The organism is Rhodococcus wratislaviensis (assembly GCF_041228765.1).
In the GTDB taxonomy this organism is placed as follows: Bacteria; Actinomycetota; Actinomycetes; order Mycobacteriales; family Mycobacteriaceae; genus Rhodococcus_F; species Rhodococcus_F wratislaviensis.
Genome location: NZ_CP150488.1, coordinates 2,800,795 through 2,822,831 on the forward strand (window position 1 = coordinate 2,800,795; position 22,037 = coordinate 2,822,831).

General features: G+C 68.1%; 26 protein-coding genes. 21 read left to right on the plus strand and 5 right to left on the minus strand.

What is annotated here, in order from left to right:
- Window positions 1–6 precede the first annotated feature (6 nt).
- The 7 genes from WKC72_RS12650 (at window position 7) to WKC72_RS12680 (ending at window position 5,276) form a co-directional block, all read left to right on the plus strand.
- A complete protein-coding gene (locus WKC72_RS12650) occupies window positions 7–642 on the plus strand; it encodes a MerR family transcriptional regulator (protein WP_037233332.1) in 636 nt (211 codons plus the stop codon).
- Window positions 639–1,481, plus strand: a complete 843-nt coding sequence (locus tag WKC72_RS12655) for a thioesterase family protein (RefSeq protein WP_370182800.1) — start codon at window positions 639–641, stop codon at window positions 1,479–1,481. Before WKC72_RS12650 ends, WKC72_RS12655 begins: the two co-directional genes overlap by 4 nt.
- A gap of 36 nt (window positions 1,482–1,517) precedes the next feature.
- A complete protein-coding gene (proC, locus tag WKC72_RS12660; protein WP_112301767.1) occupies window positions 1,518–2,333 on the plus strand; it encodes a pyrroline-5-carboxylate reductase in 816 nt (271 codons plus the stop codon).
- Window positions 2,334–2,458: 125 nt separating this feature from the next.
- Window positions 2,459–2,695, plus strand: coding sequence for a helix-turn-helix domain-containing protein (locus WKC72_RS12665; protein WP_005258384.1), 237 nt, complete (start codon window positions 2,459–2,461; stop codon window positions 2,693–2,695).
- A 220-nt stretch (window positions 2,696–2,915) separates the two neighbouring features.
- The gene (locus WKC72_RS12670) at window positions 2,916–3,017 is read left to right on the plus strand and encodes a 30S ribosomal protein bS22 (protein ID WP_003402602.1); all 102 of its coding nucleotides are present in this window, start codon (window positions 2,916–2,918) and stop codon (window positions 3,015–3,017) included.
- 199 nt (window positions 3,018–3,216) lie between these two features.
- Entirely contained in the window at window positions 3,217–4,260 is a 1,044-nt protein-coding gene (locus tag WKC72_RS12675) for an NAD-dependent epimerase/dehydratase family protein (RefSeq protein WP_037233342.1), read from the plus strand.
- On the plus strand, window positions 4,257–5,276 hold the full coding sequence (locus tag WKC72_RS12680) for a lysophospholipid acyltransferase family protein (RefSeq protein ID WP_005251979.1): 1,020 nt from the start codon (window positions 4,257–4,259) through the stop codon (window positions 5,274–5,276). Before WKC72_RS12675 ends, WKC72_RS12680 begins: the two co-directional genes overlap by 4 nt.
- A gap of 24 nt (window positions 5,277–5,300) precedes the next feature.
- Here the strand turns inward: WKC72_RS12680 and WKC72_RS12685 are convergent, their stop codons facing one another.
- Window positions 5,301–6,287: an HAD family phosphatase gene (locus WKC72_RS12685; RefSeq protein ID WP_037233343.1), complete on the minus strand. Its 987-nt coding sequence runs from the start codon at window positions 6,285–6,287 to the stop codon at window positions 5,301–5,303.
- A gap of 179 nt (window positions 6,288–6,466) precedes the next feature.
- Between WKC72_RS12685 and WKC72_RS12690 the strand changes: the two genes are divergently transcribed.
- From WKC72_RS12690 to WKC72_RS12730, 9 genes are all read left to right on the plus strand, one after another.
- Window positions 6,467–6,727, plus strand: a complete 261-nt coding sequence (locus tag WKC72_RS12690; protein ID WP_037233346.1) for a glutaredoxin family protein — start codon at window positions 6,467–6,469, stop codon at window positions 6,725–6,727.
- Between the two features lie 140 nt (window positions 6,728–6,867).
- Window positions 6,868–7,722 carry a redox-sensing transcriptional repressor Rex gene (locus tag WKC72_RS12695; protein ID WP_370182804.1) on the plus strand — a complete coding sequence of 285 codons (855 nt, stop codon included), beginning with the start codon at window positions 6,868–6,870 and terminating at the stop codon, window positions 7,720–7,722.
- On the plus strand, window positions 7,719–9,158 hold the full coding sequence (locus tag WKC72_RS12700) for a glutamyl-tRNA reductase (protein ID WP_037233350.1): 1,440 nt from the start codon (window positions 7,719–7,721) through the stop codon (window positions 9,156–9,158). The genes WKC72_RS12695 and WKC72_RS12700 overlap by 4 nt, the downstream gene beginning before the upstream one ends.
- Window positions 9,155–10,120, plus strand: coding sequence for a hydroxymethylbilane synthase (gene hemC, locus WKC72_RS12705; RefSeq protein ID WP_007300748.1), 966 nt, complete (start codon window positions 9,155–9,157; stop codon window positions 10,118–10,120). Before WKC72_RS12700 ends, hemC begins: the two co-directional genes overlap by 4 nt.
- A gap of 75 nt (window positions 10,121–10,195) precedes the next feature.
- Window positions 10,196–11,761: a bifunctional uroporphyrinogen-III C-methyltransferase/uroporphyrinogen-III synthase gene (locus WKC72_RS12710; protein WP_005566479.1), complete on the plus strand. Its 1,566-nt coding sequence runs from the start codon at window positions 10,196–10,198 to the stop codon at window positions 11,759–11,761.
- A 78-nt stretch (window positions 11,762–11,839) separates the two neighbouring features.
- Complete coding sequence (gene hemB, locus WKC72_RS12715) at window positions 11,840–12,814, plus strand: porphobilinogen synthase (protein ID WP_370184353.1); 975 nt, start codon at window positions 11,840–11,842, stop codon at window positions 12,812–12,814.
- Window positions 12,815–12,842: 28 nt separating this feature from the next.
- On the plus strand, window positions 12,843–13,448 hold the full coding sequence (locus tag WKC72_RS12720; RefSeq protein ID WP_037233357.1) for a hypothetical protein: 606 nt from the start codon (window positions 12,843–12,845) through the stop codon (window positions 13,446–13,448).
- 255 nt (window positions 13,449–13,703) lie between these two features.
- Window positions 13,704–14,186 carry a hypothetical protein gene (locus WKC72_RS12725; protein WP_370182806.1) on the plus strand — a complete coding sequence of 161 codons (483 nt, stop codon included), beginning with the start codon at window positions 13,704–13,706 and terminating at the stop codon, window positions 14,184–14,186.
- Window positions 14,183–14,518: a hypothetical protein gene (locus WKC72_RS12730; RefSeq protein WP_112301772.1), complete on the plus strand. Its 336-nt coding sequence runs from the start codon at window positions 14,183–14,185 to the stop codon at window positions 14,516–14,518. Before WKC72_RS12725 ends, WKC72_RS12730 begins: the two co-directional genes overlap by 4 nt.
- Here WKC72_RS12730 and WKC72_RS12735 read toward each other — a convergent pair.
- Window positions 14,450–16,396: an acyl-CoA dehydrogenase gene (locus WKC72_RS12735; RefSeq protein ID WP_268789728.1), complete on the minus strand. Its 1,947-nt coding sequence runs from the start codon at window positions 16,394–16,396 to the stop codon at window positions 14,450–14,452. The genes WKC72_RS12730 and WKC72_RS12735 overlap by 69 nt on opposite strands.
- A gap of 160 nt (window positions 16,397–16,556) precedes the next feature.
- Between WKC72_RS12735 and WKC72_RS12740 the strand changes: the two genes are divergently transcribed.
- Window positions 16,557–16,889: a DUF3099 domain-containing protein gene (locus tag WKC72_RS12740; protein WP_370182807.1), complete on the plus strand. Its 333-nt coding sequence runs from the start codon at window positions 16,557–16,559 to the stop codon at window positions 16,887–16,889.
- Between the two features lie 18 nt (window positions 16,890–16,907).
- Here WKC72_RS12740 and WKC72_RS12745 read toward each other — a convergent pair whose 3' ends face one another.
- Window positions 16,908–17,411 (minus strand): DUF427 domain-containing protein, encoded by a 504-nt coding sequence (locus WKC72_RS12745; RefSeq protein WP_370182808.1) that lies wholly within the window; start codon window positions 17,409–17,411, stop codon window positions 16,908–16,910.
- A gap of 75 nt (window positions 17,412–17,486) precedes the next feature.
- Entirely contained in the window at window positions 17,487–18,341 is an 855-nt protein-coding gene (locus WKC72_RS12750; protein WP_037233374.1) for an alpha/beta fold hydrolase, read from the minus strand.
- A gap of 75 nt (window positions 18,342–18,416) precedes the next feature.
- Between WKC72_RS12750 and WKC72_RS12755 the strand changes: the two genes are divergently transcribed.
- Complete coding sequence (locus WKC72_RS12755) at window positions 18,417–18,875, plus strand: MarR family winged helix-turn-helix transcriptional regulator (RefSeq protein ID WP_370182810.1); 459 nt, start codon at window positions 18,417–18,419, stop codon at window positions 18,873–18,875.
- Here WKC72_RS12755 and WKC72_RS12760 read toward each other — a convergent pair.
- Window positions 18,835–19,350, minus strand: a complete 516-nt coding sequence (locus WKC72_RS12760) for an Lrp/AsnC family transcriptional regulator (protein ID WP_037233380.1) — start codon at window positions 19,348–19,350, stop codon at window positions 18,835–18,837. The genes WKC72_RS12755 and WKC72_RS12760 overlap by 41 nt on opposite strands.
- Before the next feature lie 115 nt (window positions 19,351–19,465).
- On the opposite strand from WKC72_RS12760, the gene hppD reads away from it, so the two are divergent.
- Genes hppD through WKC72_RS12775 form a run of 3 tightly spaced genes read left to right on the plus strand, consistent with a single transcriptional unit; the run spans window position 19,466 to window position 21,981 of the window.
- The gene (gene hppD, locus WKC72_RS12765) at window positions 19,466–20,674 is read left to right on the plus strand and encodes a 4-hydroxyphenylpyruvate dioxygenase (protein WP_370182812.1); all 1,209 of its coding nucleotides are present in this window, start codon (window positions 19,466–19,468) and stop codon (window positions 20,672–20,674) included.
- Window positions 20,675–20,707: 33 nt separating this feature from the next.
- Window positions 20,708–21,472 (plus strand): SDR family NAD(P)-dependent oxidoreductase, encoded by a 765-nt coding sequence (locus WKC72_RS12770; protein WP_370182813.1) that lies wholly within the window; start codon window positions 20,708–20,710, stop codon window positions 21,470–21,472.
- On the plus strand, window positions 21,469–21,981 hold the full coding sequence (locus WKC72_RS12775; protein ID WP_370182815.1) for a VOC family protein: 513 nt from the start codon (window positions 21,469–21,471) through the stop codon (window positions 21,979–21,981). Before WKC72_RS12770 ends, WKC72_RS12775 begins: the two co-directional genes overlap by 4 nt.
- Window positions 21,982–22,037: the final 56 nt, after the last annotated feature.

Below are 22,037 nucleotides of genomic sequence, written 5' to 3' on the forward strand. Positions count from 1 at the left end.
GGGGCCGTGCGCGTTTCCGAGTTGGTCGCCCGTACCGGCGTTCCGCTCGCGACGGTGAAGTACTACCTGCGCGAAGGTCTGCTGATGCCCGGCGAGGCGACGAGCGCTACCCAGGCACGGTACGGCGAGAAGCACGTCGAGCGACTGGGCCTCGTCAAGGCGCTGGCCGGAGCCGGACTCCCGATTCCGCGCATCCGGGAGATCCTCCGGCTCGTGGACAACCCTGACGGCTCGCTGTTCGAGGTGCTCGGCGAGGCCATCGCGCAACTCCCGCCCTACCTCGACGCGTCCGCCGACGAGGTGGACGAGTTCCCGCGGGCACGTGCCGTCCTCGACAGGCTCGGGCAGGTGTACGACCCGCGGTACGTCGCGGTCGGCCAGCTCGAACGTGCACTCGAGGGGCTCGAAGAAGCCGGCATCCCGATGACCGAGGAGCGGCTCGAGGCCTACGGGCGGCACGTGCGCGGGATCGCCGAGATCGACATCGGACTCATGCCCACCGAATCGGCCGAGGACGCGATCCGCTACGCGGTGCTCGGCACGGCCATCTACGAGCCGGTGATCGCCGCGATGCGCCGGCTCGCGCACCAGGACGTCGCGCAGAAGCGCCTCCGGAACCCCGAAGAACAGGAACAGCAGTGAGCTCAACTCCCTTCCGCGACCTCAACGTCCTCACCGCTGCCGGTGACGGGGCCTACCAGGCGTCGATCGACCCGATCTGGACGATCGGCCCCAAGGTGCACGGCGGTTCGATGATGTCGCTCTGCGCGGCCGCGGCCCGCAGGCGACTGCTCGACGAGACCGGCGACGCCGATCTGTCCCGGGTGCAGCCCCTCGCGGTCGGTGCCAACTATCTGTCCGCTCCCGACCCCGGCGAGGTGACGCTGTCGACGACGGTCTGCAAGCAGGGCAAGCAGGTGTCGTTCGTCGACGTGGAGCTGAAGCAGGGCGACCGCGTCGCCGTGCACGCGTCGGTCACGCTCGGCGTCCCGGACGTGGGGGAACCGCAGTACAGCGGAGACCACGCCCTGTCCCAGCTTCCGGCGGAACCGCCCGCCGACGCCGTCGTGCTCACGGCCGACCATCCGATGGGGCAGATCGTCCACGTGTCGCAGGGCTGCGACATGCGGGTGGACGGGACGTCGGCGCACTTCCTGACCGGCAACCAGGGTGAACCGGAGGTGCGCATGTGGGTGCGACCGCGTGCAGGCGACGAGGACGATCCCGACACGGCCGCCCTGTTCGCGATCATGACCGGAGACATCAGCGCCCCCGTGACGATGAACCGCGGCATGTTCGGCTGGGCCCCCACGGTGCAGCTGACCACGTACCTGCGCAGGCAGCCGGCGCCGGGCTGGCTGCGCGTGATGGCCAGCAGCACCGTGCTCGGCGGTGCGTGGTTCGAGGAGGACCACACCGTTCTCGACTCGACCGGGGCGATCGTCGTGCAGAGCCGGCAGTTGGCGATGATCCCCCGCTAGGAAGGCGCCGCAGAGCGTCGTGGCAGGCTGTTCGGCATGACGAGAATTGCGGTAATCGGAGGCGGCAAGATCGGCGAGGCCCTCATCTCGGGGCTTCTGCAGGCAGGTCACGCCGTCAAGGATCTGGTGGTGGCCGAGCAGCATCCGGCGCGCGCCGACGAGCTGGCCGCGGCGTATTCGGTGCGGGTCACCACCCCCTCCGACGCCGCCGAAGGTGCCGACGTCATCGTGATGGCCGTCAAGCCCGGCGACGTCGAGGCTGCGCTCACCGAGGTGTCCAAGGTGGAACTCGACGGTGAGCGCGAGCAGTTGCTCGTGTCGCTCGCTGCCGGTATCCCCACCGCCTTCTACGAGACGAGACTGCCTGCCGGGTTCCCGGTGGTGCGGGTCATGCCCAACACGCCCATGCTGGTCGGTGAGGGCGTCAGCGTGCTCGCACCCGGCAGGCACGTGAAGAAGGAGCACCTCGAACTGGTGCGCGGCGTCCTGTCGTCGGTCGGCAAGGTCGTCGTCGTCCCCGAATCGCAGATCGACGCCGTCACCGCCGTCTCCGGCTCCGGTCCGGCCTATTTCTTCCTGGTTGCCGAGGCCATGATCGACGCGGGCGTCGGGCTCGGATTGACCCGGGCGACCGCCTCCGAACTGGTCGTGCAGACCATGGTCGGCTCCGCAGCCATGCTCGACAGGTCAGGGGAGAGCGCAACCGAACTTCGTGCCGCTGTGACTTCGCCCGGCGGAACCACCGCCGCAGCGATCCGCCGGCTGGAGGGAAACGGGCTCCGAACAGCATTTTTCGATGCCCTCGAAGCTGCGAAAATTCGATCCGCCGAACTCGGCACGACGACCGAATGAATATTCGATTGCCCACACCCGTCGCAGTAACCCCATCCGTCCCGCTAAGCTCGAAGTAGCACGTGCGTGTCTGTTCCGCCGGAGGGGAAGCCGGCGGCGCGAGACGTGCCGGAGGTAAGTGGTTGATGACGTCTGCAAAAAAGCCGTCCAAGGGCTCGGCCCCGGACGGACAACCGGCACTGGCCGGAACGCAATTTCTCACCGTCGCCGAGGTAGCGACGCTGATGAGAGTGTCCAAGATGACTGTGTATCGGTTGGTGCACAGCGGCGAACTGCCCGCCGTCCGTGTGGGCCGCTCGTTCAGAGTGCATGCGAAAGCAGTGCACGACTACCTCGAAACCTCGTACTTCGACGCCGGTTGACCGATCGGCACGAAGAGGGTCACTTCGGTTTCGCCGGGAGCGGTGCGACCTAGTTTTCCGGGAGCGGACCCGCACCGGTACGATTAGCGACTGTCGTACCAGCCAGCTGGTGTCGTAAGGCGCTGAGCTAGTTAAAACGAGGCCCAGGCGCCAGAGTGGCGCAGGCGTACGTGACAGGCGTGCGCACGAACGCTAGAGAAGAACGTGAGGGACACCCGCTATGGGTTCAGTGATCAAGAAGCGACGCAAGCGCATGTCGAAGAAGAAGCACCGCAAGCTGCTTCGACGCACCCGAGTGCAGCGCAGGAAACTCGGTAAGTAAAGAGTTGCGTCTGGATGCCCGTCACCTTCCGGTGGCGGGCATCCGTCGTTTCGCCGGCACCCTCCGCATAGTGGGCGACCGACCAATTGTCGTTGTGCGGAGCGCCATCCCCCTCCTGCACGTATCGTTGACGTCACTCGCTACGTGATCGGGGGTTCTAGTGGTTGTGAGTGACGGAGACAGTACTACGCGGACGGCGGTGCCGCGCGTCGTACTGGTCACTGGGGCAAGCAGGTTTCTGGGTGGGTACCTGGTCACCCGGCTCGCTCAGAATCCGGACATCGAGCGGGTCATCGCGGTGGACGCGGTGTCACCGAGCAAGGACATGTTGCGGCGCATGGGCCGCGCCGAGTTCGTGCGCGCCGATATCCGGAATCCCCTGATCGGCAAGGTTATTCGCAACGCCGAGGTCGACACGGTCGTGCACGCCTCGACGCTGGCGCGCCCGCCGAAGTCGGGCAGTCGCGCGGCCATGAAGGACATGAACGTCATCGGCGCGATGCAGTTGTTCGCCGTTTGCCAGAAGGCGCCGACGGTCCGGAAGGTCGTACTGCGCTCGGCCTCCGTGGTGTACGGCTGCAGCGCCAAGGACCCGGCCAAGTTCACCGAGGAGATGAGCGCCCGGCGGCGTCCCGCGGGCGCCTACGCACGGGACTGCATCGAGATCGAGGGTTATCTGCGCGGAATGGGGCGCAGGCGCCCCGACATCGGTGTGTCGATTCTCCGCCTCGCACCGCTGGTCGGGCCCCGTCTCAACGCGACCGTCGCGCAGTACCTCACCTCACCCGTGGTGCCGACCATCCTCGGACGCGACGCACGCCTGCAGGTGCTGCACGAGGAAGACGCGCTCGCCGCACTGGAACGGGCCACGGTGTCGGGTCCGGCGGGCACGTTCAACGTCGCCGGCGACGGCGTGGTCATGATGTCCCAGGCCATCCGCCGCGCCGGGCGGATCGAGGTCCCGATGCCGTTCGGATTGTTCCGCAACCTCGGACGTGCGCTGATGGGTCCGGTGATGAGGTCGTACACCACCGAGCAACTCGAGTACTTCCACTTCGGTTGCGGACTCGACACCACCCGCATGCGAAGCGAACTATCCTTCGAGCCACGGTGGACCTCGATGCAGGCGCTCGACGACTTCGCTCGCGCGGCAGGCGTCAAGGCGATCATCAAGAACGAATGGGTCGACGCAGCAGAAAACGCACTACTCGCTCTTACCGGCACGGCGAAAGGGGAGAGGTGAACGAAGTGGCGAAGGTCATTCCGTTGCACGGTGCGACAGCCGCGCGCGGGGCCGCTATCGGACGTTCGAGGCGTGAGCAGAGCGAGAGCCGACATCCGTCCGCGATGCCTCCACCCGCCGTGATCACCCCACCCGAGCCCGTCACCGAGTCCTCGGCCGTCGACGCCGTCCGCAACGCCCTGGCCGAACAGATCGTCAACACAGCCGAGTTCGTGCGCCGCAGGCTGTCGGGCGACTATCACGTCGACGACTTCGGCTACGACCCGCACTTCGCCGAGAACGTGTGGCTCCCCATCCTGCGGCCGCTGTTCGACAAGTGGTTCCGCGTCGAGGTCAGCGGTCTGGAGAACATCCCGTCGACCGGTGGCGCGCTGGTGGTCGCCAACCATGCCGGTGTCCTGCCCATCGACGGTCTGATGACGTCCGTCGCCGTCCACGATCATCACCCCGCGCATCGCCCGTTGCGGATGCTGGCCGCCGATCTGGCGTTCGAGATGCCGCTGGTCGGCGGTGTCGCCCGCAAGGCCGGGCACACCCTCGCGTGCCACCCGGACGCGGTGCGCCTCCTGCAGGACGGGGAGGTCGCGGCCGTGTTCCCCGAAGGTTTCAAGGGCATCGGCAAACCGTTCAGCGAGCGCTACAAGCTGCAGCGGTTCGGCCGCGGCGGCTTCGTGTCCGCCGCCATGCGGACCGGTGCGCCCATCATTCCGTGCTCGATCGTCGGGTCCGAGGAGATCTACCCGAAGATCGGCGAACTCGGGACGCTCGCCCGGCTGCTGGGCATGCCGTACTTCCCGGTGACCCCGCTGTTCCCGCACTTCGGACCGCTCGGCCTCGTCCCGCTGCCGTCGAAGTGGTACATCGAGTTCGGCAAGCCGATCGTCACCGACACCTACGACGCTGCGGCGGCCGACGACCCGATGGAACTGTTCGAGGTCACCGACCACGTCCGGGAGACCATCCAGCAGACGCTGTACCGGCTCCTCGCCAAGCGCCGGAACGTGTTCCTGGGCTGAACCGCTGCGCCGCGGCGCAGCGGTTCAGGCCGCCTGCTCGCGGCGCCGCGCGACGATTGCGGCGAGTGCGCCGCCGGCAGCGCCGAGGAGCAGCGCCGTGGGGACGCCGATCTTGGCGGCCTTGCGTCCGGTCCGGAAGTCGCGGATCTCCCAGCCCCGGTTCTTGGCCAGCTCGCGCAGATCGGTGTCGGGGTTGATCGCGACCGCGGTGCCGACCAGCGACAGCATCGGCACGTCGTTGTGGCTGTCCGAGTACGCGGTGCAGCGCTTGAGGTTGAGTCCCTCGCGGACGGCGAGGGCGCGCACGGCGTGCGCCTTGCCGAGGCCGTGCAGGATGTCGCCCACCAGGCGTCCCGTGAACATCCCGTCCTCGCTCTCGGCCACCGTGCCGAGGGCGCCGGTGAGGCCGAGGCGCTTCGCGATGACCTGGGCCAGCTCCACCGGCGTCGCGGTGACGAGCCATACCTGCTGTCCGGCGTCCAGATGCATCTGCGCCAGCGCGCGGGTGCCGGGCCAGATCTTGTCGGCGATGACCTCGTCGTAGATCTCCTCACCGAGCCGGGCGAGCTCGGCCGTCGACCGTCCGGAGACGAACGAGAGGGCCTTCTCCCGGCCGGAGGCGACGTCGTCGCTGCTCTCCTTGCCGGTGACGCGGAACTTGATCTGCTTCCACGCGAAGTCGACGAGGTCGGACGTCTTCAGATACTTGCGGGCGGCGAGTCCGCGGGCGAAGTGGATGATCGAGGCGCCCTGGACCATCGTGTTGTCGACGTCGAAGAACGCGGCCGCCGTGAGGTCGAGGGGAACATCGTGTTCCACCAGTTCGGTTTCTTCGCCGGCCGCGACGTGGAGTGCGAGGGCCGCATCGGCACTCGCCTCACCTGCGACGTTGGCACGTACCTCGGCTTCGCTGGGTCCCAGCGGATTCCTGAACTGGCGTCGGCCCGGGAGGATGATCCCCGCCAGACCTGAACCGAAACCCGTGCCGTTCGGTAGTGATCGCGCAGGCACTCGCACCTCCCGTATCGCAGAAGCCTCTGGGAGCAGCCTATCTCCCGAATCGGGGACGGGGCGGGTGGATGGCCGCGCTGGGGGAACTGTGTGACGTTCATCTCCGAGCCGATTGGCGTCTGCGGACCCCGAAACGGCACAGTGACTCCACCGGAGGCGTCGAAAGGAAGTGGCGAGGCATGAGCACGAGCGGACACGAGGTGACGCTTCTCACGAGGGCGGGGTGCGGTGCGTGCGCGCCGGCCCGCGACCGGCTGCTGGTTCTGTGCGAGGAGTTCGGGCTGGAACTGACGTGCATAGACGTGGACGAGGCGGCGGCCACGGACCCCGAATTGCGGGCCGAATTCGGCGACCGATTGCCGGTGGTATTGCTCGACGGACGTGAGCACAGTTACTGGGAGGTCGACGAAGAGCGCCTTCGCTCGGATTTACGCAAGTAAGGGAACCCTAAAAGTGGGATCTTCCGATGCCGTGCAGGTAGGACCGCATGTCGCGCAGTCGCAGCGACTTTGTGCATGGGTTCACAAGCAGTTACCGTGGTGTGAACAATTCCCCGGAGCATCGTGAAGAACGGCATCGAATGCCGGTCGGACGAGGAGCCAACGACGTGACCGAAACGCACCAGACGCATGGGTCTGTGGCCCCTGGCGTCACGGGGGCGGTCGGGCAGTCAGTGGTCGGGTCTCCGGCCCCCTCGGTCGCCGGCGCGGCTCCGATCCCCGAATCGCGGGACATCCCCCAGGCTACGGTGACGCGCCTCGCGACGTACCTGCGGGTCCTCGGAGTGCTGACGGAACGCGGCACGATCATCGTCTCGAGCGAGGAACTCGCCGCCGCTTCCGGTGTCGGCTCCGCCAAGCTCCGCAAGGACCTTTCCTTCCTGGGGCCGAACGGCGTGCGCGGCGTCGGCTACGACGTGACGCGCCTGCGGGCCCGCATCGAGCGGGCGCTCGGCCTGGACCGGGGACACAAGGTGGTGCTCGTCGGCGTCGGAAACCTCGGCCAGGCGCTCGCCGGCTACGGCGGCTTCGGCCGTCGCGGGTTCTCCATGGTCGGACTGTTCGACAGCGATCCGGCGCGGGTCGGTGCGCCGGTGGGCGACCTCACCGTGCGGCACGTCGACGAACTCGAACAGGCCTGCGGCGAGCTCGAGGCGACGATCGGTGTCATCTCGACGCCCGACGAGGCGGCGCAGGAAGTCGCCGACCGGCTCGTGCGCGCCGGACTGCGCTGCATCCTCAGCTTCTCGCCTACTTCGCTCGACGTCCCCGACCACGTCGAGATGCGCCGCGTCGATCTCGCGGTCGAAATGCAGGTCCTCTCGTTCAACAGCGCACGCAACACGGAATCGGTCCCCACCGCTCCCCGCGTCCGCATCGGACATTCGGCTGTCCCGTCCACCGCACCAAGAAACGGATCAGTGATCGCGCCGTGAGTGTTCTGCTTGTCGGGGTCTCGCACAGGACGGCCCCGGTGCCGGTTCTCGAGCGGGTGGCTGTCACCGACACCGATCGCCCGAAGCTGACGGACAAGCTTCTGGCGTCGTCGCACATCTCGGAGGCGATGATCGTCTCCACCTGCAACCGGGTGGAGATCTACGCCGTCGTCGATGCATTCCACGGTGCGCTGGCCGAGGTCGGCGAATTGCTCGCCGACCATTCCGGGCTGGATCTCACCGATCTGCACCGGCACGCGTACGTGCGCTACAGCGAGGCTGCGGCGGAGCACCTGTTCGCCGTGGCCAGCGGACTCGACTCGATGGTGATCGGCGAGCAGCAGATCCTCGGGCAGATCAGGACCGCCTACGCGTCGTCCGACGCACAGCAGGCCGCGGGCCGCACGCTGCACGAGCTCGCCCAGCAGGCGCTGCGCGTCGGCAAGCGAGTGCACTCGGAGACCGGTATCGACTCGGCGGGCGCGTCCGTCGTGTCCGTGGCCCTCGACCGCGCCGCCGGCATCGTGGGCGACGGCGGACTGACCGGACGCACCGCCGTCGTGGTCGGCGCCGGTTCCATGGGCGGTCTGTCGGTCGCGCACCTGACGCGTGCCGGGATCGGCCGCATCGTCGTGGTGAACCGCACCAAGGAGCGTGCGGAGCACCTCGCCGACACGGCCCGATCCAACGGTGTCGAGGCGGAGGCCCTCGAACTGGGCGAACTCCCGGCCGCGATGGCCCAGGCGGACGTCCTCGTGACCTGTACCGGCGCGGTCGGCGCCGTCGTCACGCTCGCGGACACCCACCGCGCGCTGGCACAGCCCGGCCGCGACGCCGAACGCCCCCTCGTCATCTGCGACCTCGGTCTGCCCCGCGACGTGGAGCCCGCCGTGTCGGGTCTGCCCGGGGTCACCGTCCTCGACATGGAGTCGCTGCAGCGCGATCCCGCCGCAGGCGCCGCCGCGTCCGACGCCGACGCCGCCCGGACCATCGTCGCCGCCGAACTCGCCAACTACCTCGCCGGCCAGCGGCTGGCGGAGGTCACGCCGACCGTCACAGCCCTGCGCCAGCGCGCCGCGGACGTGGTCGAGGCGGAGCTGATGCGACTGGATTCGCGTCTGCCCGGACTCGACGACCCCGAGCGCGACGAGGTCGCACGCACCGTGCGGCGGGTGGTCGACAAGCTCCTCCACGCGCCCACCGTCCGGGTGAAGCAGCTCGCCTCCGCACCCGGTGGCGATTCCTACGCCGCCGCCCTGCGGGAACTGTTCGAACTCAGCCCCGGATCCGTCGAGGCCGTCGCGAAGCCCACCGACCTCGGCGGCGCCACCGACCTGAGCGCCATCGACATCACGGACGGCTTCATCGCCGGCCAGGACCCGCGCCTGCGCCGCTTCGTCACAGACGACAACCATGGGAAGGAATCGCAGGCATGAGCGCCGTCGGCACCCGTACGCTGCGGATCGGAACCCGTGGGAGCGAGCTCGCGACCACCCAGGCCGGCACCGTGCGCGACGCACTGATCTCGGCCGGGCACGACGCCGAGCTCGTCATCATCAAGACCAAGGGCGACCAGTCCATGGAGTCGGTGGAGAAGATCGGGGTCGGCGTCTTCACCGCCGAACTCCGGGAAGCGCTCGCCGACGGCCGCGTCGACGTGGCCGTCCACTCCTACAAGGACCTGCCGACCGCCCCCGACGAGCGGTTCACCATCGCCGCCATCCCGCCGCGCGAGGATCCCCGCGACGCGCTCGTGGCCCGCGACGGACTGGTCCTCGGTGAACTGCCCGCCGGTTCGAAGGTCGGCACGTCCGCACCGCGGCGCACGTCACAGCTGCGGGCGCTGGGCCTCGGCCTCGACATCCGGCCGCTGCGCGGCAACCTGCAGCGGCGCCTCGGCAAGGTCGAATCCGGCGAACTCGACGCCGTCGTCCTGGCCCGGGCGGGCCTCGCGCGGATCGGACGACTGGACCTGATCACCGAGTCCATCGAGCCGGTCCAGATGCTGCCCGCACCCGCGCAGGGCGCGCTCGCCGTCGAATGCCTGTCGGCGAACACGGCACTCGTCGCGATCCTGTCGGAGCTCGACGACCCGAACAGCCGCGCCGCCGTCACCGCGGAACGCGCACTGCTCGCCGAGCTCGAGGCCGGCTGCACCGCGCCCGTCGGCGCGATCGCCGAGGTCGTCGAATCACTCGACGACGACGGCCGCATCTTCGACGAACTGTCCGTCCGGGGCTGCGCCGCAGCCATCGACGGTTCCGACGTCATTCGCACGGGAGCCGTGGGCTCCCCGGAGAACGCCGAAGAACTCGGCCGCTCCGTCGCGCGGGAGCTTCTCGAGCTCGGTGCGCGGGAGCTGATGAATGTCACCGAGGCCGGTGATGCCGATGTTTGATGTGCGAAGGCCGACTGATCGGCCGATCCGCTCCCTGTACCCATCTCGACACATGATCGCACTGGAGAATTACCGATGAGCCGAGTCCGTAAGAACACCCCCGGACGAATCCTGTTCGTGGGATCCGGACCGGGCGATCCGGCACTGCTCACCGTGCACGCACGGGACGTCCTTGCCGCAGCGACCCTCGCCTTCACCGACCCCGACGTCGACAAGGGCGTCACCGTCCTGGTGGGCACCGACCTGGGCGTCGACGCCGAGACCGGTGAGCCGCTCGCCGAGGTCCGTCCCGCGCTGGGTGAGCCGGCGGAGGTCGCGAAGACCCTCGTCCACGAGGCGAAGAACGGCCACGACGTGGTGCGTCTGGTGTCCGGCGACCCGCTGACCACCGACTCGGTGATCGCCGAGGTCACCGCCGTCGCCCGCACCCAGGTGCAGTTCGAGGTCCTGCCGGGCCTGCCGTCCGCGTCCGCCGTCCCCTCCTACGCCGGTATGGCACTGGGGTCGGGACACACCGAGGCCGACGTCCGCGGCGAGGTCGACTGGGCGGCCCTGGCCGCCGCGCCCGGACCACTGGTCCTGCACGCCACGTCGGGTCATCTCGCCGAGACGGCGAGCGCCCTCGTCGAGCACGGCCTGGCTCCGCAGACCCCGGCGGCCATCACGGTCCGCGGCACCACCCGGCAGCAGCGCACCGTCGAGGCCACCCTCGCGACGCTGAACGAGGCCGGTTCCGAACTGGTCGGTTCGCTGGTCGTGACGGTCGGCAAGGTCGTCGCCCAGCGCAACAAGATGTCCTGGTGGGAGTCGCGCGCACTGTACGGCTGGAAGGTCCTGGTGCCGCGCACCAAGGATCAGGCAGGCGAAATGAGCGACCGCCTCGTCACGCACGGCGCCATCCCGATCGAGGTACCCACCATCGCCGTCGAGCCGCCCCGCAGCCCGGCGCAGATGGAACGGTCCGTGAAGGGCCTCGTCGACGGTCGCTACCAGTGGGTGGTCTTCACGTCCACCAACGCGGTGCGTGCGGTGTGGGAGAAGTTCGAGGAGTTCGGGCTCGACGCCCGCGCGTTCTCCGGCGTCAAGATCGCCTGCATCGGTGAGGCCACGGCCGCGAAGGTGCGCTCGTTCGGAATCAACCCCGAACTCGTGCCCTCCGGCGAGCAGTCGAGCGAAGGCCTGCTGGCCGAGTTCGCCCCCTACGACGACGTGTTCGACCCGGTCAACCGGGTTCTGCTGCCCCGCGCCGACATCGCCACCGAGACGCTGGCCGAGGGCCTGCGCGAACGTGGCTGGGAAATCGACGACGTCACCGCGTACCGCACCGTCCGGGCTGCGCCGCCGCCGGCCGAGACCCGCGAGATGATCAAGACCGGTGGGTTCGACGCCGTCTGCTTCACCTCGTCCTCGACGGTCCGCAACCTCGTCGGCATCGCCGGAAAGCCGCACGCGCGCACCCTCGTTGCCTGCATCGGTCCGAAGACCGCCGAGACGGCCATCGAGTTCGGCCTGCGCGTGGACGTGCAGCCGGAGACCGCTCAGGTCGGCCCGCTGGTGGAGGCTCTGGCCGAGCACGCCGCGCGCCTGCGTGCCGAGGGCGCACTGCCCCCGCCGCGCAAGAAGTCCCGCGCTCGGCGATAGGCGCTACGCGCCTGTGAGTGGTTGAGGAGTCCAGGCACTCCTCAACCACTCACAGGCCCGACGAAGGAGGGCATGTCCTTGTTCCCGACCCACCGACCGCGACGGCTTCGCCGGACACCAGCCCTGCGTCGTCTGGTCGCCGAGACTTCGCTCGAGCCACGGCATCTCGTGTTGCCGATGTTCGTCGCGGACGGTATCGACGAGCCTCGTGAGATCTCGTCGATGCCCGGCGTCTTCCAGCACACTCCCGACTCGCTGCGGCGGGCGGCGACGGAAGCGGTCGAGGCGGGACTCGGCGGACTCATGCTCTTCGGGGTGCCCCGTCCCGACGACAAGGACGCCGAGGGATCCGGCGCGTCCGATCCGGACGGCATCCTGAACCGCGGATTGCGCTGGCTCGCAGACGAAGTCGGCGATGCAACGGTGATCATGGCGGACACCTGCCTGGACGAGTTCACCGACCACGGTCACTGTGGCGTTCTCGACGCGAACGGTGCGGTGGACAACGACCTCACGCTGCAGCGGTACGTCGACATGGCGGTCGCGCAGGCCGAGGCCGGCGCGCATCTGCTCGGTCCGAGCGGAATGATGGACGGCCAGGTCGCCGCCATCCGCAAGTCCCTCGACGACGCGGGGTACACCGACGTCGGTCAGCTCGCGTACTCGGCGAAATATGCGTCGGCGTTCTACGGCCCGTTCCGTGAGGCCGTGGGTTCGTCACTGCAGGGTGATCGCCGCACGTACCAACAGGATTCGGCCAATCGCCGGGAGTCGCTGCGTGAGGTGGACCTCGACATCGACGAGGGCGCCGACATGGTGATGGTGAAGCCGGCGATGTCCTACCTGGACGTTCTGCGCGAGACGGCGGACCGCTCGCCGGTCCCCGTTGCGGCGTATCAGATCTCGGGTGAGTACTCGATGATCACGGCCGCCGCGCAGAACGGCTGGATCGACCGGGACGCCGCGATCCTCGAATCGCTCACCAGTATCCGCCGCGCCGGTGCGGACGTCGTGCTGACGTACTGGGCGACCGAAGCGGCCGGCTGGTTGTGATCGTCTCGTCGGCGGATACGGTAGTGCCATGACCCAGCAGTGGCCACCGACACCGCCGCACCAGGCTCCGCATCAGCAGAGCCCGTCTCCGCACGATTTCCCCTACCCCCCGCCGGTGCCGCAGCCGAAGCCCGAACGTCCGGCACCGATCGACGTGGGCACCGCGGCCCAGTTGCTGTGGGCGGTGGCCGGGCTCGGTCTGATCCAGGCGTTGGCCGCGATGGTTCTGGTGGTGGGCGAGAAGTCGACGTTCGTCGACGAACTGATGAACAACCCCAGCGTCACATCCGGCGAGGTCGACATGAGCCGCGACAGCGTGGAGTCGCTGTTCTACGTGGGCATCGGGTTCACTGTCGTCCTCATCCTGATCCTCACCGGGCTCTTTCTCCTGTTCGTGCACTTCATGCGTAAGGGCCGGAACTGGGCCCGGATGCTGCTCACCATCGCGTGCGTGATGATGGTGGTGTGGACCGTCCCGGTGCTCTTCGGCATCGGATCCGACGGAAGCGGCACCGCGCTCGCTCTCGGCGGCGTGCAGATACTCCAGGCCGTGGTGGCCGTCGGCGCCGTCGTGCTGATGCACCGCAAGGATTCCAACAGCTACTTCCTGAGGTTGCCCCCCTCCGCCGAGTAGCTCCGATTTGCTCGTGAAATATAAAGATGTACCGTGAAGTACGTCACAAGGGCAGACCGCAGACTTCATTTCGACCGAAGGACTTTCCTCCATGCGCGCTGACGATCGAGCACACGGGTCTCGCAAAGAAGCACTGATGTTCGCCATCATCGTGGCCTTCGTGCTGCTGACTCTGTTGCTCGTCGTGATCCCGGGCGCCCTCTCCTGACGTGCCTCACGTTTTCCTCGCGGGCCGTGATGTCGCAGGATGAGCGTGTGAGCGAACCAGCCGTCTTGTTCAGTGAGCCCGGCGCCCGCTGGCGGATGGTGGCGTTCGGCCCGGTGTTCTGCCTGATCGCCTTGATCATCGAACTGCTCACCGGCCCGGTGGTGCACTGGTTCGCGCTGTCGCTGTTCGCGGTGCTGCTCAGCGGGTTCGTCTACGTGCAGGTGGTGGCCGCCCGCAGACATGCCAGCGTCGAACTCACGCCGTCGTCGTTGCGGCAGGGCACCGAAGACCTGCCGATCACCGAGATCCTGAAGATCATGCCCCCCGCCGACCCGGAATCGTACGAGCAGCAGCCGTGGGAAACCGCGCGGAGTCTGGGCGAGCTGTCGGCGGTTCCCCGCCGGCGGACGGGCATCGGACTGCGACTGCGGGGCGGTGCCCTGGTGCAGGCGTGGGCGAAGGACGACGTGGCATTGCGCGAGCAACTCGAATCGCTGCTCGCGAAGTCGGCGGGAGGGTCGGCGGAATGAACCGCCGGACCGCGGTGGCGGCAGCGGAGTGGATCGGCGCCGTGGCCGGCGTCGTCGCCGCGGTGTGGTGTTGGAACCGCTCCCAGGTCACATCGGCGTTCGGTCCCGTGGCGCCGGGTGCACCCTCCTTCGAGGGAACCGCGTATTCGGGGTCGTGGATCGCCGTCGCCGCCGGCCTGGTGACGGTCGCGGGGTTGCTGGTGATCGACTCGGTGCGCCGGCTCCGGTCCGGCCCGGCGGGCGAACCCGCCGAGCCGTCCTCGTCACCGGAAGATCTGGGTCTTGCGGACGGTGTCGGTCCCGGGACCGTCGAGCATCGCGGAGCCGAGTAGCGCCTCGGGAACCCCGAGTCCCTCGATCAGCGTCCGCGCGTGGGGCCGTAGCGACCGGCATCGTTCGTTGATTCCCCGCTGCACCGCCTTCGACCGCTCCACCGACAGCTGCCGGTGCTCCATGAACCAGGCCTTGTCTTCCTCGATGACGCTCAGCGCGTAGAGGTCGCAGACATCGCTCAACAGGTCGCGGGCGTCGTCGTCCTCGCACTCGTCGATGCCGGCGACGAACGCCTCGAGCACGACCCGGTCGATGTGGGCCTGCGCGGCGTGCAGCACATGATCCTGCACGAAATTGAAGGCGTCGAACGGGTTCTCCTCGCGCTTCTGCGCACCCTGGAGGCGACGGGCGGCGGTCGAGAGCAGGTACTGCTCGCGGTCCTCGAACATGGTCAGCTGGGTGCCGCGGTTGAAGAGGCTGCCGTCTTCCTCGTTGTCCTGCCTCGTGTCGAGGATCGTCTGGATGATCTGCTGCGCGGCGGTGCGCTTCTTGACGACGTCGGAGACCGTGGTGGCCGCGAAGCGCATCCATTCGACGGGGCTCATGCCGCGCACCTCGTCCGCGTAGGACGTGAGCAGTTCCTTCGCCACCAGCTGCGTCAGGACGTGGTTGTCGCCTTCGAACGTGGTGAACACATCGGTGTCCGCCTTGAGCGCCGTGAGGCGGTTCTCGGCCATGTACCCGGCGCCGCCACACGCTTCACGGGCCTCCTGGATCGCACGGGTGGCGTGCCAGGTGTTCGCAACCTTGAGCCCGGCGGCGCGGCCCTCGAGCTCACGCTGTTCCTGGGGGTCGGCGTCGGCGCTGCTCTGGATCTCGTGCATCTTGGCGACGAGCTCGTTCTGGGCGAACTGCAGAGCGTAGGAGCGCGCGATCAGCGGGAACAGCCTGCGCTGGTGGACGAGGTAGTCCATGAGCAGCACCTCGTCCTCGTCCTGCGGGGCGTTGAACTGCCTGCGCTGCAACGCATATCGGGTGGCGATCGACAATGCGACGCGAGCGGCGGCGCCGGCGGACCCGCCCACCGTGACGCGTCCCCGCACGAGAGTGCCCACCATGGTGAAGAACCGGCGGTTCGCGTTGTCGATCGGCGACGTATACGTGCCGTCGGGTTCCACGTCGGCGTACTTGTTGAGAAGGTTCTCCCGCGGAATTCTGACCTGGTCGAACGTGATTCGGCCGTTGTCGACCCCGGGAAGCCCGCCCTTGTAGCCGCAGTCCGACGTGTGGACGCCGGGAAGGTCGTTGCCGTCCTCGTCCCGGATCGGCACCACGAAACAGTGCACGCCCTGCGACTCGCCGCCCGTGATCAACTGCGCGAACACGGCTGCCATCGTCGCGTGCTGCGCCGCCCCGCCGATGTAGTCCTTGCGCGAGGACGGCGTGGGGGAGTGGATGACGAATTCGCCCGCGTCCGCGTCGTACGTGGCGGTGGTCTCGAGCGCCTGCACGTCGCTGCCGTGACCCGTCTCGGTCATCGCGAAACACCCCAGCAGATCGAGGTCGACGAGACGCTTCACGTACGCCTCGTGATGGCGCGCGGTGCCGAGGTTCTCGATCGCGCCGCCGAACAGTCCCCACTGCACGCCTGCCTTGACCATCAGGGACAGATCGGACATTGCGAGCATCTCGATGCTCGTGACTGCGGCGCCGGCGTCACCGGTACCGCCGTGGTCCTTCGCGAAACCGTCGGCGGCGTACCCGTTGCTCGCGAGCAGACGCAACTGCGCCAGCGTCTTGGCGCGGGCCTCGTCGAGGTCGGGGGTGTAGTGCGGTGCGAAGTCGGGGGAGCCGGACAATTCCGCCCTGACGCGCTCGCGTACCTCCCGCCAGCGTCCGTCGAGTGTGCTTCTCAGGTGGTCAGCTGTGGTGGCCATGACTCGACAGTAGCCGTCGCCGTGAGGGGCGCGATGTCGGTCGAGGAACGGATGGGGATCGTGGCCGCGTGCTCTACGCATCTGCGATCACCCCCCTTCGGCCGGCCGTGAGATCGGCGATGGGGGTTGCACTCTGTGATGTCCTGGGTATTCCGGTGTGGTGAACTTTTCCCGCGTACTGCGCTCCGCCGTCACGGGCCCGACCTTTCGGTGGACCTCCGCACCGAGTGGCACCGCCCGCCACCCGATCAGCATCACCACGGCGTCGGTGTCCCTCGAACAACAGCATCGGGTACGGGTGCGCAGATACGTGATCGTGACGTCGTTCAGGATTCTCGCGTTCGTGCTGTCGGCGGTGGTCTACGGTCTGTCCGGCAACCCGTGGGCGGCTGTGGCGATCATCGGTGTGTCGCTTCCCCTGCCGTGGATCGTTGCCCTCATCGTCGACGACCTGCCACCGTGGGAGAAGGACGAGTTCCACGGTACCGGGTGAGGCGTCTGACCGGAACGATCACCAGAAGCGACTCCCGGGCCCACCCTTGAACGGGCCCACCACCCGATCGGTGATCCACCCGCCGTAGAAGCCCCCCGTCTGGGGCCGAACCCGCTCGCCGTCGACGAAACAGCCGTCCATCGATCCCGGCATGACCGCAACGTGCCCGACGAGAGATTCGTACCCGGCGACCGGCCGGGGATAGTGCCACGCCGCACGCTCGGCGACGTGTCCGCCCGCGACGACGTCGAAATAATCCGCCCGCCCCTTCCACTCGCACACCGTGCTCCCGGCAACCGGACGCAAGACCCCCTCGGCGAAACACGTGCGCGGCAGGTAGTACGTCGGCGGGTGGCTCGTCTCGAGCAGGCGCAGCGGGTTGCGTGTGCGTGCGACGAGGTGCCCGCCGAACCGCACCTCCACCAACTCGCCGCTCTGCTGGACCACGGGTGGCCGCGGGTAGTCCCACACCGATTCCTGTCCCGGACCGACGGGGTCCGGGATCGGGCGGCCGCTCGTCACGGGAGGTCCGCCGACGAGGGCCGATTCGTCAGCCGGGCGGCCTTCGCTGCCTGAAACATGCGCGGACCAGCCGAGTCAGGCCGAGGTGCTGATCGTCGCGAGGTATCCGACCGGATCGCGCCAGAAGGCGGTGATCAGGTCGGCGAGTCCGGCGGGGTCGGCGATCAGTGGTGTGATGTGGCCGGCGCCGTCCACCGTGGTGGCCGCGGCGTGCGGCATCGTCGCCGCGGCGGCCCGTGCCTGCTCGATGGAGATCATCGTGTCTGCGCGGGGTACGACCATCAGCGTCGGCGCCCCGATCCGGGGCAGGAGGGGGTCCAGCCCCTTGCGGTGCAGCATGATCGATTGCATCGCCTGGTGCATGCCACGTCGTGGTGCCTGCCGGAGAGTGCGGGAGACGGCCCGGAACTGTTGCGGGTGCGTTCGTGAGAGTTCCTTGCCGAGAAGGACGTTCATCACCGCATTCGTGAGCGGTGGAATCGGCCCGGCGATGCGGTAGGCCCATACCATCGGCACGATCCTGGCGCGTTCTCTGCGGGTGAGGGCCTGGGTCGGTGTCCCGATGGTGATCACGGTGCGGCACCGGTCGGGAGTGTGGGCGGCCGCGACGAGTCCGACGTGTCCACCCCAGGCGTTGCCCACCCAGTCGACGGGCTCGGTGACGTCGAGTGCGTCGAGGACGGCAATTGCCGCCTCCGCACACTCCTCCATCGTGAACCGCCGCTGCACGGCGGTGCCGGCTCCGTGGCCGGGTCCGTCGATCGAGATCAACTGCCGGTCTGCGACCAGATGGCTGCGCAGGGGCGCCCACGTCGTCGAGTCGACGAAAAGGCTGTGCCACAGCACGGTCGGCGGTCCGTTGCCGGTGACGTGGACGGCGAGGTTCCCGACGCTCGTCGGGATGGTCCGGGTGATCGAGTGTGTGTCCATGGGAGGTCCCAAATGCGTGGGTTCGAGTTTGCTTCGGAAACCGAAACTTCGGTAACCGTAGTATTCTCCTGTGTCATGGAACGGTCAAGAGGTCTGCCGTCCGATCGGCCGGCGGTGGGACAGTTACTGGTCCGATTGCTGCACGAGTTCCGCCGGGAGTTGAGCGAGCCCATGGCAGAGCGCGGTTACGGCGACATCCGCCCACCGCATCTGCAGATCTTCGGCAACATCGGCTGGGACGGGCGGCGGTTGACGGAGATCGCCTCCCGTGCCGAATTGAGTCTGTCCGCCGCGTCCGAACTGATCAACGATCTCGAGGATCTCGGGTACGTCGAACGGATTCCGGACGCAACGGACCGGCGGGCGAAACTGGTTGTCCCGACCGCGCGGGGACGGCAGGCGCTGCAGGACGCCGCCGTGCGGGTCGCCGAGATCGAGCAGCGCTGGGGCGGCATCGTCGGGCACGACCGGTTCGACGACGCCTGCTATCTGCTCAGTTCTCTGCTGGACGAGCTGAGTCCCGAGGATCGCTGACAGGGGGCGGCGGGACCGCGGCGCGGACGAGCTGATCGTGACGCAGGGCGATCTGGGTCTGTGTCGCGATGACAGTCGACGAGCGAAGGACGTTGTGCCCGTCCACGATCGAGTTGATCACCCGCTGCAGGTCGGCGTGGGTGCGCGCCACCACGCGGACCAGGACGTCGCCGGCTCCGGTGATCGTGTGTGCCTCGAGGACTTCGGGGATGGCGGTCAGGTGCTCGACGACCGCGGCGTGCCCGTTGCCCTGGGCGATCTCGAGGGTGGCGAACGCGACCACCGGAAACCCCAGTGCGTCCGGGTCGAGAGTCGGTGCCGAACTGGTGATCACGCCGGTGCGTTCGAGGCGGTCGAGTCGCGCCTGAACGGTGCCGCGCGCCACTCCCAGGCGTCGCGACGCCTCGAGCACGCCAACCTTCGGCTCGGTATGCAGTAGGTCGAGCAGTGCGGCGTCGAGTTGATCGATGCTCATGGCGTCCCTGGTCAATATGTAGGGTCGATCCGTATTTTCATCCAGCATTCTGTACAGGTTGAACAGCGTCAAGAGGCGCCGTTGCGCAGTGGTGTGAGCTGGATCACAGTGAGGTATGACTACCGTCGACATTCGCCTGACGCCCCGCGAGGTGGCCGCACATCTGGAGACCGACGAACTCCGGCAGTTGGTCGGGCTCGTCGAACACGACGACGCGTCGGACCCGTTTCCGGTGGTCGCGTTGGATGCCGTGGTGTTCGCGTGCGGCAATGCGACGCAGAGCATGCAGTACTTCGTCTCCACCTGGGGCATGACCTTCGTCGCCTACGCCGGGCCGGAGACCGGTCAGCGCTCGCACAAGTCGTTCGTCCTCGAGTCCGGGTCGGCGCGGTTCGTGCTGCACGGAGCCGTGGATCCCAAGAGCCCGCTCGCGGACCATCACCGGGCCCACGGCGACGGCGTGGTGGACCTGGCCATGGAAGTGCTCGACGTGGATCGCTGCATCGCGCACGCACGCTCGCAGGGGGCCACCATTCTCGACGAGCCTCGCGATGTCACGGATCAGTTCGGCACCGTGCGGCTCGCGGCCATTGCCACGTACGGCAGCACCCGGCACACCATCGTCGACCGCAGCCGGTACGACGGCCCCTATCTCCCCGGATTCGTCGCGCGCTCCAGCGGTTTCGCGGCACGACCGGGTAAACCCGCTCGGCTGTTCCAGGCGCTCGACCACGCCGTCGGCAACGTCGAGATGGGCCGGATGGACCACTGGGTCCGGTTCTACAACCGGGTCATGGGATTCACGAACATGGCCGAATTCGTCGGCGACGACATCGCCACGGAGTACTCGGCGCTCATGTCGAAGGTCGTGGCGAACGGCAACCACCGGGTGAAGTTCCCGCTCAACGAACCCGCGGTGGGAAAGAAGAAATCGCAGATCGACGAGTATCTCGAATTCTACGGTGGGCCGGGCTGCCAGCATCTGGCCCTCGCGACCGGAGACATTCTCGCGACGGTGGACGCGCTGCGGGCCGAGGGCGTCGAATTCCTGAACACACCCGACGCGTACTACCAGGATGCGCAGCTGCGGGCCCGCATCGGCACGGTCCGGGTGCCGGTGGAGGAACTGCAGAAGCGCGGAATCCTCGTCGACCGCGACGAGGACGGATACCTCCTGCAGGTCTTCACCAAGCCGCTCGGTGACCGGCCGACCGTGTTCTTCGAGCTGATCGAACGGCACGGTTCGCTCGGGTTCGGGGCGGGCAACTTCCAGGCTCTGTTCGAATCCATCGAGCGCGAGCAGGCGGCCCGCGGCAATCTGTGAACCTCCGACCGGCACGCAGTGCATCATCGACTGATGGATGACACGGGTCGGGGAACGTTCGCAGGGAAAGTCGCTCTCGTCACCGGAGCATCCTCGGGGCTCGGACGGGCCGTAGCTCGGCTCCTCACCGACCGGGGAGCTCGCGTCTTCGGGGTCGCTCGGGACGGGGATGTGCTGCGGCAGGCCATGATCGACATCGCCGGACCGGAGGCGGCGACACACTGTGCGCCGGCGGACGTCGCGTCGCCGGACGCGTGCAGCGCGGCCGTGGCAGCCTGCGTCTCCGGGCTCGGCGGTCTCGACGTCCTGATCAACGTCGCCGGTTCGCACACCCTCCGGCACACCGCGGACGTCACGGACGACGACTGGGCACGGGACCTCGCCGTGAACCTGAACGGGCCGTTCTACCTGTCGCGGGCAGCACTGCCGCATCTGCTCGAACGCGGAGGTAACATCGTCAACGTCGCGTCGGTTGCCGGGCTGGAGGGGCAGGCGTACTCGGCCGGCTACTGCGCCGCCAAGCACGGACTGGTCGGCCTCACCCGCGCGATGGCGCTCGAGTTCACCGGCACACCGCTCCGGGTCAACGCCGTCTGCCCGGGCGGGATGATGACGCCGCAGGTCACGAATTTCGCGTTCCCCGACGGTGTCGATTTCGATCTGGTCATGCAGTCGGCCTCCCCGCGAGGGCTGATGGAACCCGAGGACGTGGCGAAGACGGTGGCCTTCCTCGCATCCGACGACGCCTCCGCCATCCACGGAGCCGTGTACTCGGTGGACAACGGGAAGATGGCATGAGTCTCGTCGAAGGCCCGATCTTCCAGATCTGCTGGGTCGTCGACGACATCGAGTCGGCGGAGCGGTACTTCACGGAACAGCTGGGCGTCGCGCGATGGTTGCGGCTCCCGGGCGTGCACTTCGGACCCGAGCACTGCACGTACCGCGGGCAGCCCGCCGACTACGTGGTCCACGTGTCGCTCGGATATGCCGGCGGACAGCAGTTGGAACTGATCCAACCGGTGTCGGGACGCAACCTCTATACGGAACAGCTGGAGACGAGCGGTCCCGGCGTCCATCACGTGGCCTGGGTTCCCGAAGACTTCGAGGCCACCCTCGCCGAGGCCGGGCGCCGGGGACTGCCGGTGGTGCAGCGGGGCCGGTTCGAGGGCGTCGGGATGGAGTTCGCGTACCTCGAGGGCGGCCCGCTCGGCGGATACGTGGAACTGATGAAACTGTCCGAGGAGATGCGGGCGATGTTCGCCTCGCTCGTCCCCGAATCGCCCGGCGCGACCGATCGGGCAGAGTGATCCTGGCCACCCACTACACCCTGTCGTTGGCAAATTCGACAGAACTGGGACACTGG